At 59.0% G+C, this 14,366-nt stretch carries 18 protein-coding genes; 10 read left to right on the top strand and 8 right to left on the bottom strand.

Translation table 11 applies throughout. From position 1 onward, the window contains the following. Positions 1-181: 181 nt before the first annotated feature. From sucD to sucC, 5 genes are all read right to left on the bottom strand, one after another. The gene (sucD, locus tag ACZ1HN_RS20705; protein WP_299610065.1) at positions 182-1,066 is read right to left on the bottom strand and encodes a succinate--CoA ligase subunit alpha; all 885 of its coding nucleotides are present in this window, start codon (positions 1,064-1,066) and stop codon (positions 182-184) included. A 19-nt stretch (positions 1,067-1,085) separates the two neighbouring features. Then, positions 1,086-1,874, bottom strand: a complete 789-nt coding sequence (locus tag ACZ1HN_RS20700; protein WP_472728859.1) for a glycosyltransferase family 25 protein — start codon at positions 1,872-1,874, stop codon at positions 1,086-1,088. Further along, complete coding sequence (locus ACZ1HN_RS20695) at positions 1,871-2,197, bottom strand: hypothetical protein (protein WP_472728858.1); 327 nt, start codon at positions 2,195-2,197, stop codon at positions 1,871-1,873. The genes ACZ1HN_RS20700 and ACZ1HN_RS20695 overlap by 4 nt, the downstream gene beginning before the upstream one ends. A 161-nt stretch (positions 2,198-2,358) precedes the next feature. Continuing rightward, a complete protein-coding gene (locus ACZ1HN_RS20690; RefSeq protein WP_472728857.1) occupies positions 2,359-3,069 on the bottom strand; it encodes a hypothetical protein in 711 nt (236 codons plus the stop codon). Positions 3,070-3,074: 5 nt separating this feature from the next. Continuing rightward, entirely contained in the window at positions 3,075-4,268 is a 1,194-nt protein-coding gene (sucC, locus tag ACZ1HN_RS20685; protein ID WP_472728856.1) for an ADP-forming succinate--CoA ligase subunit beta, read from the bottom strand. A gap of 174 nt (positions 4,269-4,442) precedes the next feature. On the opposite strand from sucC, the gene ACZ1HN_RS20680 reads away from it, so the two are divergent. Continuing rightward, positions 4,443-5,480 (top strand): glycosyltransferase family 2 protein, encoded by a 1,038-nt coding sequence (locus tag ACZ1HN_RS20680; RefSeq protein WP_472728855.1) that lies wholly within the window; start codon positions 4,443-4,445, stop codon positions 5,478-5,480. Between the two features lie 78 nt (positions 5,481-5,558). Next, a complete protein-coding gene (locus ACZ1HN_RS20675; RefSeq protein ID WP_472728854.1) occupies positions 5,559-6,155 on the top strand; it encodes a sulfotransferase family 2 domain-containing protein in 597 nt (198 codons plus the stop codon). Positions 6,156-6,203: 48 nt separating this feature from the next. Here the strand turns inward: ACZ1HN_RS20675 and ACZ1HN_RS20670 are convergent, their stop codons facing one another. Next, entirely contained in the window at positions 6,204-7,010 is an 807-nt protein-coding gene (locus ACZ1HN_RS20670) for an adenylate/guanylate cyclase domain-containing protein (protein WP_299599535.1), read from the bottom strand. A gap of 71 nt (positions 7,011-7,081) precedes the next feature. Next, positions 7,082-8,044 (bottom strand): malate dehydrogenase, encoded by a 963-nt coding sequence (gene mdh, locus ACZ1HN_RS20665; RefSeq protein WP_299201309.1) that lies wholly within the window; start codon positions 8,042-8,044, stop codon positions 7,082-7,084. 169 nt (positions 8,045-8,213) lie between these two features. Between mdh and ACZ1HN_RS20660 the strand changes: the two genes are divergently transcribed. Then, entirely contained in the window at positions 8,214-8,966 is a 753-nt protein-coding gene (locus tag ACZ1HN_RS20660) for a sulfite exporter TauE/SafE family protein (RefSeq protein WP_472728853.1), read from the top strand. A gap of 237 nt (positions 8,967-9,203) precedes the next feature. Next, positions 9,204-9,398 carry a hypothetical protein gene (locus ACZ1HN_RS20655; RefSeq protein WP_472728852.1) on the top strand — a complete coding sequence of 65 codons (195 nt, stop codon included), beginning with the start codon at positions 9,204-9,206 and terminating at the stop codon, positions 9,396-9,398. A gap of 144 nt (positions 9,399-9,542) precedes the next feature. On the opposite strand, the gene ACZ1HN_RS20650 is transcribed toward ACZ1HN_RS20655, so the two are convergent. Then, the gene (locus ACZ1HN_RS20650) at positions 9,543-9,851 is read right to left on the bottom strand and encodes a hypothetical protein (protein WP_299202519.1); all 309 of its coding nucleotides are present in this window, start codon (positions 9,849-9,851) and stop codon (positions 9,543-9,545) included. A gap of 362 nt (positions 9,852-10,213) precedes the next feature. Here ACZ1HN_RS20650 and ACZ1HN_RS20645 point away from each other — a divergent pair, with 362 nt between their 5' ends. The 6 genes from ACZ1HN_RS20645 to ACZ1HN_RS20620 all read left to right on the top strand — a co-directional run bounded on the left by ACZ1HN_RS20645 (position 10,214) and on the right by ACZ1HN_RS20620 (position 14,358). Then, entirely contained in the window at positions 10,214-11,068 is an 855-nt protein-coding gene (locus tag ACZ1HN_RS20645) for an HpcH/HpaI aldolase/citrate lyase family protein (protein WP_299698625.1), read from the top strand. A 3-nt stretch (positions 11,069-11,071) separates the two neighbouring features. Continuing rightward, a complete protein-coding gene (locus ACZ1HN_RS20640) occupies positions 11,072-11,626 on the top strand; it encodes an NnrU family protein (RefSeq protein WP_472728851.1) in 555 nt (184 codons plus the stop codon). A 4-nt stretch (positions 11,627-11,630) separates the two neighbouring features. Next, the gene (locus tag ACZ1HN_RS20635) at positions 11,631-11,834 is read left to right on the top strand and encodes a DUF1737 domain-containing protein (RefSeq protein WP_299546552.1); all 204 of its coding nucleotides are present in this window, start codon (positions 11,631-11,633) and stop codon (positions 11,832-11,834) included. Then, positions 11,834-12,865, top strand: a complete 1,032-nt coding sequence (locus tag ACZ1HN_RS20630; RefSeq protein ID WP_472728850.1) for a MaoC family dehydratase — start codon at positions 11,834-11,836, stop codon at positions 12,863-12,865. Before ACZ1HN_RS20635 ends, ACZ1HN_RS20630 begins: the two co-directional genes overlap by 1 nt. A gap of 72 nt (positions 12,866-12,937) precedes the next feature. Beyond that, a complete protein-coding gene (locus tag ACZ1HN_RS20625; protein ID WP_472728849.1) occupies positions 12,938-13,648 on the top strand; it encodes a DUF4344 domain-containing metallopeptidase in 711 nt (236 codons plus the stop codon). A gap of 50 nt (positions 13,649-13,698) precedes the next feature. Next, on the top strand, positions 13,699-14,358 hold the full coding sequence (locus tag ACZ1HN_RS20620; protein WP_472728848.1) for a DUF1194 domain-containing protein: 660 nt from the start codon (positions 13,699-13,701) through the stop codon (positions 14,356-14,358). The last annotated feature ends 8 nt before the right edge of the window (positions 14,359-14,366 follow it).

Here is a 14,366-nt window from a genome sequence, read left to right as displayed (position 1 = left end):
GTCCATTGGTTTGGCGCCGTCCGCAACCACGGTCTGCGATGAAACGGCCAAAAACAGGAAACCGACTATCCGGCGGCACCGTCGGGTATCCCCCGACCGCCCCCAAGGGCCGGGGATACTCCCCCACCCACGGTTGGGGGACACCCTCAGAGCATATGACCGCCAGTGCAGCATGCTATGCTTAGCCCTTAATCGCTTCCATAACCGCCTCGCCCAGCGTCGCCGGGCTGTCGGCCACCACGATGCCTGCGGCACGCATGGCTTCGATCTTGTCCTCGGCACCGCCTTTGCCGCCCGCGACGATGGCACCCGCATGGCCCATGCGGCGCCCGGGAGGGGCGGTGCGGCCTGCGATGAAGCCGGCGGTGGGTTTCCAGCGGCCCTTCTTCTTCTCGTCGGCAAGGAACTGGGCGGCGTCTTCTTCTGCGGAGCCGCCAATCTCACCGATCATGATGATGCTTTCGGTCTCGTCATCGGCCAGGAACATCTCCAGCACATCGATATGCTCGGTCCCCTTGATGGGGTCGCCGCCGATGCCTACGGCCGACGATTGGCCCAGGCCCATATCCGTTGTCTGTTTCACTGCCTCGTAAGTAAGGGTGCCCGAGCGGCTTACGACACCCACGCTCCCGCGCTTGTGAATGTGGCCGGGCATAATTCCGATCTTGCAGGCGTCGGGCGTGATGACACCGGGGCAGTTGGGGCCGATCAGGCGCGAGGACGAGCCTTCCAACGCGCGCTGGACTTTCATCATGTCCAGCACCGGAATGCCTTCGGTGATGCACACGATCAGGGGCATCTCGGCGTCGATGGCTTCGAGGATCGAGTCCGCCGCAAAGGGCGGCGGGACATAGATGACGGAGGCATTCGCATCGGTCACATCCATTGCCTCATGCACCGAGTTGAAGACAGGCAGGTCCAGATGTGTCTGACCACCTTTGCCAGGGGTCACGCCGCCCACCATCTTCGTGCCATAAGCGATGGCCTGTTCGGTGTGGAACGTGCCCTGCGAGCCGGTCAGGCCCTGGCAGATCACTTTGGTGTTTTCATCGATGAGTACGGCCATGAAGCGCTTCCTTGGTTTGTCAGTCGCAGACAGACTGGGTCTGCGGCGAGAGAGTAGTTTTAGCGAAGGGAAAAGCGTCGAGCTTGGCGTGGCCACGCGCGATCGCGGAAAGGATGGAGAAGGGGTAGGCGGTTTCGAAATAGGTGCGCAGCAACTTTTGGCGATACAGCAACCACCCCTTTGGGCGTTGACGGCCCACATCGGATATCCCGTCATCCAATGGTTTGTTGCCCTGCGCGAAATGGGCCGGTGTCACCCGCGCCACGCCAAGTTGTCGTACAGCGGGCGAGACGTTCAGATTGATCAACAATTGATCGATGGTCAGCTCGAAAGGCAGCTGGGCCAACAACGTTATGGCCGCTTGCCGGGTCAACATGTAGACGGCTGCCCCGGTGCGGCGCGACAGCGCCTGTCGCATGACACCTTTGCGTGTTTTGCTGCCCGAACGCTCGAGCTTTACGATCTGTACGTCGGCGGGCCACCAGTATAGGTCAGCGAGCCACCGCCCCAGATCGGGGGTACCAAACGCGTGATCCTCAAGAATGAGACAGTGGGTTGCATTACTATCGAGAAAGCGTTCCCAGACGCGGGTATGGCTAATAGTTACGGTCCGATCCTGCTGCTTGAACACACCCCAGGGTCCAAACGGGCGCGACAGGCCGTCCAAAGTTCCGTCGGTATCAGTGCAATGCCAAAATCCGGTATGGACGTCACATGCGGCGCCGGTTGCTTGCAATTGGCGGGGCACGCAGTCACGCTGCGTTTGCGCCCGGACGAGGTTAATCATCTCGACATAAACGTGCGTCATCCGGATGTCCCCACGTCTTGGGGAAGCCGGTCGACCGAGATGAGCGTCTTACCTTGGCGTGTGCCGACATGGACCACTGCAACACGCCTGCGCAACAATGCGCGACCTTCGAGATAAGCTGTACCGGGTTCGTTGGCATATGGTGTCGGCAGGGTAATGGGCGTGCCAAAGACCGGCGGTTCAGCCATCTTGGCCCGAACAGCAACCACGGCACGTGTCGCATGATCGCCTTGGAACTCCACGGCGCAGTGGCGTTCGGCGTGATCGGGTGTTCCGGGGGCAGGCTCAAGCGATTTGTCCCAGAAGGTTAGATAGAAGGGCAAGGGTGCTCCCGCGACGCTCTGCATGTTTGCGCGCGCGCGCTCGATTGTCTGACCTGCTTTGAAGCAAACAGATACAAAGGCGTCGACAGCTGGATGCGTTCCGGCGGTGACAGGCAAGGCCAGACTGCACAGACACAAAGCACCAAAGATATAACGTGCGCCTAGCGCCATACAATCCAGACTCCGGTGAGTTTTTGACCCAGCACGTTTGTGCGCGCCACCATCTTCAATCGTGTCCCGGCCTGTGCACCGGATATCGCCCATTCCTGTTGTGCATTTCCCGTGGCCGCGACCGGCGTCAGAGCATAGCCCGCCGCCGTGACAGTGTTCACCAGTGCTTGCGCAGTCGTGGCTTGGTCCTGCCGGCGGACAGAAATGTTGCATTGGAAGATATTGGATCGTCCGGCGCCCAGGGCGACACTCATGAAAATGTCACCACGCCGCTGACCTGAGAGAAAGTAGTTTCGTCCCGCCTCGTCCGGGGCAACCCCGAAATCGCGTCGGCTCACCTGATCGAAGCGCTTTTCGACGCCAGCCATGCTGGGCAGCGATGCGACACAGGTATCCTCAAAGGCCTGCGCGGCCAATGCTATGTTTCCTGTCGGTTTCGCGCGGTTGGGCACTGCCGGTTGCGCAGCAGGCGTCGCGACAGGCGCGCTGCCGCCGGACATCACCGACCGGATTTCGGATGTTGGAATGTCGCGGGCGGCGCGCGCACGCGGCGCGCTGCCTTCACGCTGCTCCAGCCAGACAGCTGTCGAGGCCAACCCAACAGGTGGCAAGCTCTGTTGGACCGGAATGTCTGGCCGTCTTTCGCTGCTGCATGCGGCAACTGCCAAAAGGACGGCGACAACTACTCCCGCGCGCATCATCGGCGTCAGCCCTTAACCGCTTTCACGATTTTCTGGGCGCCGTCTTTCAGGTCGTCGGCCGCGATCACATCAAGACCAGAGTTGTTGATGATGTCCTTGCCCTGCTGCACGTTGGTGCCTTCGAGGCGCACAACCAGCGGGACTTGCAGGCCCACCTCTTTCACAGCGGCGACAACGCCCTCGGCAATCACATCACAACGCATGATGCCCCCAAAGATGTTGACAAGGATGCCCTTCACGTTCGGGTCTGATGTGATGATCTTGAAGGCTTCGGTCACCTTCTCCTTCGTCGCACCGCCACCCACGTCTAGAAAGTTGGCAGGCTCCGCGCCGTAGAGCTTGATGATGTCCATCGTCGCCATGGCCAGGCCCGCGCCGTTCACCATGCACCCGATCTCGCCATCCAGCGCTATGTAGTTCAGGTCGTATTTGGAAGCGGCGAGTTCCTTGGGGTCTTCCTCGGTCTCATCGCGCAGCTCATTGATGTCTGTGTGGCGATAGATGGCGTTGCCATCAAAGGATACTTTGGCGTCGAGCACTTTCAAATCACCGCCGTCGGTCACGATCAGTGGGTTGATCTCGAGCATCTCCATATCCTTCTCTTCGAAGGCTTTGTAGAGCAGGCTCATCAGGCCCACGCATTGCTTGATCTGTTTGCCCTCGAGGCCAAGTGCAAAGGCTATGCGACGGCCATGATAGGCCTGATAGCCGGTGGCCGGATCAACAGAGAAGCTGAGAATTTTTTCGGGAGTCGCCGCCGCGACCTCTTCGATGTCCATCCCACCCTCGGTCGAGCAGACAAAGCTGATGCGGCTGGTCTGGCGATCCACCAGCAGCGCAAGGTACAGTTCGGTTTCGATGCCCGACCCATCTTCGATATAGATGCGGTTGACCTGTTTGCCGACGGGGCCCGTCTGGTGCGTGACCAGGGTACGGCCCAACATCTTCTTGGCTTCCTCGGCGGCTTCCTCGACCGATTTGGTCAGGCGCACGCCGCCCTTGTCGCCTGCATCCGCTTCCTTGAACTTGCCCTTGCCGCGGCCACCGGCGTGGATCTGTGCCTTGACCACCCACATCGGCCCATCAAGGGCGCCCGCTGCCGTCTTCGCCTCCTCTGCCCTCAGAACGACACGACCGTCCGAAACGGGCGCTCCGTAGCTGCGCAAAAGGGCCTTGGCCTGGTATTCATGGATGTTCATGGCAGTTTGATCCCGTATAGATACGTCAACGTTGGGCCTATACGACCAACACTGAACAGCGCGTAAACGGGAAATATGTCGTAGTGGAGGTTTTGTGCGCGAAAATCGGACATTTGTGATCACTGCATTAAATCGTGTGATCACAAATCTAGATTTGAAAAGGAATCAACCCCCATGGCGACGCAATTTCCTATAAAACCAGAGGAAAATGGCGTGCGCTGGGGCGTGGTAATGACGGCAAGCGAACCGTTGGCCCTGGTCGAAACCAATGTGCGGTGGCACCTCGCAACAGGTGCCGAGACCGTTTTCGTGTTCCTTGACGACCCGAACGATCCGTCAAAAGATGCGCTTGGGGCAATTCCGAATTGCTCGGTTCATCTGTGTGACGATCGCTATTGGAATGAAGCCAAGCCCAAAAATGGTCGGCCGCCGTCGCAGATGCGGCGCCAAACAATCAATGCCAACTGGGTGCAGAGCCATTGTGATCTGGATTGGCTGTTTCATATCGATGCCGACGAATTCATCTGGCAAAATGGCGATCTCCGGTCCGAACTTGCAGACCATGGTGATCCCCGCACCGAAGTGAACTTGCCGGTGTTCGAAAGGGTCTTTCCGAATGGGCAGCAGCAGTCCCTGTTTGACGGCGCATTTCGCGCGTCATCGGATTTGATACCGGACCACGCCAATACCGTCTTTGGTTCTTTTGCGTCGCTCATGAAGCGTGGACAGTATTCGCATGGCGCAGGCAAAAGCGGCGTATGTGTGGGGGCCGGTTTGCGCCTTGGAGTGCACAACGCGACACGCACCGGATTGGGCGGGCAGCAGAGACGCGCGGCCAAACGTGTTTCAGAGACGGCGCGCCTGTTGCACTTTGATGGCGTGACGCCCCTTCACTGGATGATGAAAGCGTTGCGCTACCGCCAGACGTCCCCAGAGGTGCAGGCGAAGGTGTTGCAGCCACACCGCGCGGCTCAAATCAGATGGATGATGGAACGTTCGGACACGATGGACAGTATGCGACACGCTCATCGGTCCATGTTTGCACTGACAGTTGAGCGACGTTTGAAATTGAACGCCTTTGGTTTGCTGCACGAGATACCATTCAAGCCCAAAGGCGTCTTGGGCGCAGATTGCCCCAACCTCGACCCCGACGCGTTCGATACTGAATTGCTCCGCCGCACTCCGTGGCTGCGCGGACAGTTTGAAGACTAGGGATTTGTCATGGTTGTGTCGGCAACCCGATAGCAATAGCGCTTGCTATAGAGTGTCCAGAGATTTTGAGTTCGAAATATGCCGCTTGTCCGCCTTGATAAAACACTGATCTTTTTTGTGCACATCCCCAAGACCGGGGGAGCAAGTGTCGACCGCTATCTTTCAAAGGTTGGAAACATCGCCCTTTGGACGCCTGGAACCATGCAGTGGTCGAAATGCTCGCCACAGCATATCCATGCAGAATTGCACACACGCATGATCCCTCGTAGCTTCTATCAACACGGTTTCACCATCTTGCGGGATCCCGTGGCGCGTATGATCAGCGAGTACAGATACAGGGCGATGCGTCGCCAGTCAGACAGACCCTTGCCTGAGTTTGACATATGGGCGATCCGTATGTTGCAGCGATATGAGAGCAATCCCTATGTTCTGGACAATCATATTCGCCCGCAATCGGAATTCGTCTCGGACGGCCTCAAGCTGTTTCGCTATGAAGATGGGCTGGATCCGGTGTTCGACTGGATCGACGAAATCGGTGGTCATGCGGCCCTGCCGCGCAAATGGCATAACAGATCCTCTGGTCCGCAGGTCGAACCCTCCAAGGAAGTTGCGGACTTGATCCGTGAATTTTATGCGCAGGATATCGCGTTGCTGGATCAGATCTCGTCAGCATAGCGGGTTTTGACAGGTTGCCAACATACCCGGCATCGCCAAACTGATGGTTCAGGAGGCCGCCGTGTCCGTCGTGGGAAGGGTCTTATGGGCACGCCACTTGGTATAAAGGATGTATACCAGAGCGCCCTCCGGAATGGCGGTCACAAGAAACGGCAAACTTGCATATATATCCACCACGATGATGGCGCCCAGTGCCCCAAGAATGCGATTTCGGTCTTTCTTGAACTTTCGGTGGGCTGGCGTTTCCGTATCTGATGACGTGTCGTCCGCCGCCGGGGCAAAAGCCGTTGCGCGGTCAATCTTGGGACCAAGGTTGTCAAGGTGTCGTGGGGCGGTGACGCCGTCTGCGACGACCGCATACACACCAACTTCTTCCGCGAGATGTTTGGGGGTCGCGGGTCCAAGCGGGCGCAGCTCGACCTTTCCCAGTTTGCCATGTGCATGATCGTACACCTGTTGCGAGATCAGGATGCCGCCCACATCTGCCATCTCTTGCAAGCGCGCGGCCAGGTTCACGCCATCACCCAGCAGGTCAGCCCCTTCGATGATCACATCATCCAGATGAATGCCCAGCCGAAATGGCAGTAGATCGGCCCGTGCATTCAGCGTGCGTTGTACGTCTACCGCGCATTTCACAGCGCCGACAACGGATGGAAAATCAACGATCAGGCCATCGCCCGAGGTGTTGGCGATGCGACCGCCGCATTCTGCAATCGCGCTGTCCATGACATCGCGCGTCGCGCGCAACGCCTGCACTGTACCTTCCTCATCCCGGCTCATCCGACCGGAATAGTTGGCCGCGTCCGCCGCCAGAATGGTGGTCAGCTTTCGTTCAATGGGGCGCGACTGAGACATGTGAACCATATAAACATAAAAAGGGCCGGATGCGACGGCATCCGGCCCCTAAATTCATCGCCGCGGCAAATTTACGCGAGGCTGTCGTCGATGCCCTTGCAGGCCTCCATCAAGCCTTGAACGGCTTTCACGGAGGTGTCGAACATCTCTTGCTCTTCCTTGGTGAGCTTGATGTTGACGATCCGCTCGATCCCGCCTGCACCGATCACGGTAGGCACACCAACATACATGCCTTTCAGGCCGAAATCACCGTCGCAATGGGCCGCACAAGGCAGAACGCGCTTTTGATCCTTGAGGTATGCTTCGGCCATTTCGATGCCAGCTGTTGCGGGTGCATAGAAAGCAGAACCGGTTTTCAGCAGGCCAACAATCTCGGCACCGCCGTCGCGGGTGCGCTGCACGATGGCGTCCAATTTCTCTTGCGTGGTCCAGCCCATCTTGACCAGATCAGGCAGCGGAATGCCTGCAACGGTCGAATAGCGGACCGAGGGGACCATGGTGTCGCCGTGGCCACCCAGCACAAAGGCCGTGACGTCTTTCATCGATACGTCGAACTCTTCCGCCAGGAAGTGGCGGAAACGGGCGCTGTCCAGAACACCGGCCATCCCGCAGACTTTTTCGGCTGGCAGGCCCGAGAATTTCTGCAGGGCCCAAACCATCGCATCAAGCGGGTTGGTGATGCAGATCACAAAGGCGTCGGGTGCGTTGGCGGCAATGCCTTCGCCCACGGATTTCATGACTTTGAGGTTGATGCCCAGCAGGTCATCGCGGCTCATACCCGGCTTGCGGGGAACGCCTGCGGTGACGATGCAGACATCCGCGCCCGCGATATCGGCATAGGATTGCGTGCCTTTCAGCTTAGCATCGAACCCTTCCGAAGGGCCGGACTCCGCGATGTCGAGGGCTTTGCCCTCGGGGGTGCCTTCGGCAATGTCAAACAGGACAACGTCGCCCAGCTCTTTCAAAGCTGCGAGGTGGGCAAGTGTCCCGCCGATTTGACCGGCGCCGATCAGGGCAATCTTGGGTCTGGCCATGAGTGAAAATCTCCGCACTAGGGGTTTTTGCTGGCGCGGTGCCTAGCGCGAGATGGGGCGTCACGCAAGGGTGCCGCACCGCAGCGTATCGCGACAGGCGTGCTGGTGCATATCACATTCGCGCGCTAAGGGTGCAGGACAGCACTGTTTTTCAAAGGGTCGTGCGGGCGTGAACCTGGATCTGTGGTTTTTTGCAATCGCTGCACCGGCGGTGGTCTTTGCGGGGGTTTCCAAGGGCGGTTTCGGGTCTGGCGCATCCTTTGCGTCTGCTTCGATTCTGGCGCTGGTGATTGAACCGGGCATGGCGTTGGGGGTCGTGTTGCCCCTGCTGATGCTGATCGATGCCGCGACGCTCAAACCGTATTGGGGCAAGTGGGATTGGCGCGTGTCGGCGTTGATGATTGCGGGCGGGTTGCCAGGCGTCGCGCTTGGCGCGCTGTTGTATTCGCGTACCGAACCGGACGTGTTTCGAGTGCTGATCGGCGTGATCTCTGTCGGCTTTGTCATCTGGCAGGTGGGACGCAGCCGAGGCTGGATCAGAACGGCATCGCGCGCCTTGCCCGCTTGGTTCGGTGCGCTGACGGGCACAGTTGCGGGCTTCACCAGCTTCGTCAGTCACGCGGGCGGACCGCCTGCCGCTGTATACCTTCTGTCTCTGCGTCCCTCAAAGACGGCATACCAAGCCAATACCGTCCTGATCTTCACTGCAATCAACATCTTCAAATTCGTCCCGTATGCCTTTCTGGGTATGTTCACGGCCCAAACAGCGATCGCAAACATCGCCCTTGCTCCCTTTGCGCTGCTGGGGGCCTGGCTGGGTGTACGGGCGCATCATCTCGTACCGGAACGTGCATTCTTTTTGTTGACCTATGTGTTGTTGGTGATGACGGGCGCGAAGTTGATCTGGGACGGTCTGACATGACCACATGAACACTTACGGTGGGTGATACAGCCCAAGCCGTGCTGTTGTACCGGCACCTTGTCGGAGAACAGCCGCTCGCATCGGAATCGGCATTTGCCGCGTTGATTGCCCACCCGGGCACATCGGTGTGGGGTGCCTTTCTGTCGGATCATCTGGTGGCGATGGCAACGCTTCATGTCTTGCCGAACATGACACAGGGTGGTCGTCCCTACGCATTGGTCGAAAATGTGGTCACGCATGAAACGCATCGTGGAACGGGGCAGGGTCATCGGGGTGATGAAGGCGGTGATCGACGCAGCGTGGGCGGTGGAATGCTACAAGATCATGCTCCTGACCGGGCGCACGGCAGAAGCCAGAGGCTTCTACGAAAAACTGGGTTTCGGCGCGGACGACAAATGGGGCATGACCATTCGCCGTGTTCCCGTGCGTTAAGGATCGTGACGGATCATGACTCGCCTTACAGTTGGTAAGGCGGATATGTGGTCCGCCCCAAGGCAAAGCAAAGGCGCACCGAGGTGCGCCTTACAAAGGACTATCAGGATACTGTAAGGCGGACGTGTCGTCCGCCGCACCGGTTCAGGCGTCGCTACCCTTGGCAGGCAAGGCTTCGGCGAGCGTTTCATAGGCCTGACCGCTGGCAACAAGGCAGGTCATCCCGTTGGGCGTTGTTACTGTGATCGTCCACGATCCGCTTTCGTCCGAGGCAAAAACCTCGATCACTGAATTATTGGCCCCAAGGCCCATGGATTGGCGTGTCTCGCCATAACCTTCGGCGAGACGGCTCACCACGATATCGCGGGGTCCGCAATTGCGGGCCTGCTGCGCCTGTGCCGCATTCACCATTGCCGCAAGCGCTAGAACGCCCGCTATCATCACATTCATCATCCGTGTCATCACGTTCAGCCTTTCACAAAGGAAGGCGTCACCTCTGGTCATCTGGCCCAGCCGGAACCCCGGCGATGACCGGGCAGCCCCGGTTCACACCCGACCCTTTGCGCATTCCGTGAAGTGTTCGGCGGCCCTGCCGAAACGGCCCTCCCCGCGCTGTCGGATTGGGACAAATGTGCGGATCTAGCCTTGAATAGTGGTTAATGCAGCGTGCGCAGGTCGTTAAAATTTGATGAAAGGCTGCTGAACCCAACGAAAGTAGGGACTCCATTTCTGCAGCGCAGAAAAATAGCGCTTGAACTATCTGGCAAAAAGTGGCCCTTTCCGCGCAACTTTATGACTCGCAAGGATCGCACGCAATGGCCCTCGACCGTCCCCTCCGCTCTGTTCTCTACATCCCAGGTTCGAAACCACGGGCGTTGGACAAGGCGCGCGGACTGCCGGTTGATGCGATCATCTTCGATCTCGAAGATGCCGTATCGCTCGAAGAAAAGGAAAGTGCGCGGGCCACATTGGCCGAGGCGCTGGCACAGGGTGGCTATGGCGCACGGTTGAAAATCGTGCGGATCAACGGCTTTGACACGGCTTGGGGTCGAGATGATGCGCAGGCAGCCAAGGATATGGGGGCCGACGCGATCCTGTTGCCCAAGGTCTCCTCGCCCGCCGATCTGGATGCACTGGCTGAGATCACCGGGGACACGCCTCTTTGGGCGATGATGGAAACGCCTCTGGGCATGATCAACGCGCCCGCCATCGCTGCGCATCCGAAACTTCAAGGCATGGTCATGGGCACCAATGACCTGGCCAAGGAGTTGCAGACACGCTTCCGGCCGGATCGACTGCCGCTGCAATCCGGGTTGAGCCTGTGTTTGCTGGCGGCCAAGGCGCATGGCTGTGCCATCGTCGACGGCGTTTACAACACGTTCAAGGACGATGAAGGTTTGCAATTCGAATGCGAACAGGGCCGTGATATGGGTTTTGATGGCAAGACGCTGATCCACCCGGCGCAAGTCGACATCACGAATGCCGCTTTTTCCCCGTCCGAGGCGGAGATCGATCTGGCCCGCCGCCAGATCGCAGCCTTTGAAGAGGTGGAAGCCGCGGGTCAGGGCGTGGCGGTTGTCGATGGACGTATCGTCGAGAATCTGCACATCGTGACTGCGCGCGAAATGTTGGCCAAGGCCGAGGCTATCGCGGAGATGGCAAAGGGATAAGCGATGTATTGGATTGTGTTGATTGCAGGTGTCGCCTTGTGGTGGGCGGCGCATCTGTTCAAGCGGGTGGCCCCGGCACGTCGGGCATCTATTGGGGATCCGGGCAAAGGCATCATTGCCTTGGTGCTTGTCGGGTCCATTGTGCTGATTGTTATCGGCTACCGGGGTGTGGATTTTGTCCATGTCTGGCTGCCCCCAGAATTCATGATCCACATCAACAACCTGCTCATGCTGATCGCAATCTACCTGCTCAGCCCAGCACCCAAACGGGGCAAGCTGGTGTCAGGCATGCGTCATCCCATGTTGACCGGGTTCAGCCTGTGGGCCATCGCGCACTTGCTGGTGAATGGTGATGTCGCCTCGATACTGCTCTTTGGCGGCTTGCTGGTTTGGGCCATTGCAACCGCGCGTATCATCAATGCAGCCGAACCCGGCTGGCAACGTGGGCCAGAGGGTACGCTTGCAAAGGACGCCATGTTCCTTGTCGGGTCCGTCGTCTTGCTGGGCGTAATCGGTTGGGTCCACAACTGGCTGGGTGTCTGGCCGTTCCCGGGGTAAATCCATGAAATTGTACCGCTTTCTGTCCGAAGAGGACACGTCCGCCTTTTGCCACAAGGTTACTGCCGCGCTGAACGCGGGATGGGACCTGCACGGCTCACCGACCCAGACTTGGGACCACGCCGCGGGGATCATGCGTTGCGGACAAGCGGTCGTGAAAGAGGTGCCGGGGGACTACACCCCGGACATCAAGCTAGGAGAGCAGTGATGGCCAAGACCAATGCGGGCCGGTTTTTCGAAGATTACAGTGTTGGCGATGTGCTGACGCACGCGGTTCCGAGGACGGTCGGGGCAGGCGAGCGGGCGCTGTACCATGCGCTTTATCCGGCGCGGCACGCTCTGTACTCGTCAGACACGTTTGCACAGGCGTGCGGAATAGCCGCGTCACCGCTGGATGATATGATCGCTTTTCACACTGTCTTTGGCAAAACCGTCCCGGACGTGTCGCTGAATGCCGTCGCAAACCTGGGCTACGCCGAAGGCCGGTGGCTGAAGCCGGTGTGGCAGGGTGATACGCTTACCTCGCAATCCGAGGTGATCGGGGTCAAGCAGAACTCGAACGGTAAGTCCGGCGTGGTCTACGTGCGGACGACCGGGCGAAACCAGCGGGATGAGGCGGTTCTGGAATATGTGCGCTGGGTGATGGTGCGGAAGGGCGACCTGGATGCGCTCGCGCCTGAGACGGTTGTTCCCGACTTGAACAAGGTTGTCCCCGCGGGGACACTTGCAATACCCGACGGTTTGAACTTCGAAAACTACAATTTCGATCTGGCTGGAGAGCCGCACCGCTGGGGCGACTATGCGGTTGGCGAACAAATCGACCACGTGGACGGCGTAACGATGGAGGAAGCCGAACACATGATGGCGACCCGTCTGTGGCAGAACACGGCAAAAGTGCATTTCGACACATCCGCGCGCCCTGATGGGACCCGGCTGATCTATGGTGGGCACGTGATTTCGATGGCGCGCGCGCTGTCGTTCAACGGGTTGGCCAACGCGCAGATGGTCGTCGGCCTGAACGCGGGCGCACACGCCAATCCTTGCCTGGCGGGTGATACGGTCCGGGCATGGTCCGAAGTGCTGGACAAGGCCGAAACCTCTGCCCCCGGTGTTGGGGCGATCCGGTTGCGGTTGGTCGCGACCAAGGGCGGTGCGCCGTTCCAGTTGCGGGGGGAGGACGGCAAGTATCTGCCCGAGGTCTTGCTTGATCTCGATTACTGGGCCCTGATGCCCATGTAAGGATGCCGGGGTGACGCGCGTCTGGCGACGACGCCCCACCCGCCATCCCGCAGGACGCGAAGGAGAGACATCATGCTGCGATATGTGTTGCCGTTTCTGTTGCTACCTGGCGTGGCGCTTGCAGATGAAGAGCGTGAGGCCTTTGTCGAGGCCAATCTTCTGGGTATCTTCTATCACGAATTGGGCCACGCGCTGATCGACATCCTCGCCCTGCCGGTTTTCGGGCAAGAGGAAGATGCGGCTGATGTCGCGTCGGTTCTGCTGATTGACGGCTTCTATGAGGAAGAGGCAGCACAGGCGCTGGCCTATGACGCCGCCTTTGGGTTCTTGGGAGAAGCCGCTGCGGCTGCCGACATCGCCTATTGGGATACGCATGGACCGGATGAGCAACGTTTCTACAACACGGTGTGCCTTTTCTACGGTGCCAATCCAGAAGCGCGCGAGGATTTTGCAATTGACCTTGGCCTTCCCCCCGAGCGCGCAGAAACCTGTCCTGATGAGTTCGCATTGGCGCTCGACAGCTGGGGGCCCGCCTTTGACGAGATTGCGGGGCGGGGCAATACGATCCAGTTCGATCACGGTGGGCATGCCCTGCTGACAACGGACGTTATGCGGGCCGAGGTTGCCGCACTGAACGATGATTTCGATCTGCCCATCACGCTGACAGTCCGGGTCGAGGAATGTGGCGAGGCCAACGCGTTTTATGACCTTGGCACCACCGAAATCATCATGTGCACAGAGTTCGAAGACCATCTGCGCACGCTTTATGACGCGCTTGAGTGACCGTACGTTTGTGAAGTGCACTGTGTGACAGGACGCGCTAGGCTTCTGTCATGTGGCGCTTGGCTTCCATCTGTCTGGCATTGGCGTCGCCAGCGCGTGCATGCGAGTTGGCGCTGCTTCTGGCTGTGGATGTGTCAGGCTCGGTTGATGGCGATGAATACCGCATCCAGATGGACGGCATGGCCCATGCGTTGCGGGATGGGATTGTGGCCGATGCGCTGATTGCGCAAAATGCGCAAGTGAGCCTTGTACAGTGGACAGGTGCTTCCCGTCAGCGTCAGACAGTGCCATGGACAGCCATCCAGACCTATCAGGACGTGTTGACACTTGCCGACCGGATCGAAGGCGACGCGCGCGTCTGGCGGAACTACTCGACGGCCATTGGTGAAGCGCTGGCTGTGTCACGTGTGTCCTTTGCCCCTGTGGCTCACTGCCAGCGCAAAGTGATCGACGTGTCCGGCGATGGGGTCTCGAACGAAGGGGTGGAGCCGGCGACGCAGCGCAAAGTGCTTACGCAGGACAACATCACGGTGAACGCCATCGCGATTGAGACCGACGATACGGATCTGACGGCGTATTTCTTTGAAAACGTGATCACCGGGCCTGGCGCTTTTGTGGTCACAGCCCAGGGATTCGAGGACTACCCCGAGCAGATCAAACGCAAGCTACAACGTGAGACGACAAAACAGGTGACTTATTCTGCACAGTGACCAATCTT

Source organism: Tateyamaria sp. GN1-10 (assembly GCF_055693845.1).
Note: the sequence above shows the minus strand (reverse complement) of the source record. Positions and strands in the feature narration are given on the sequence as shown.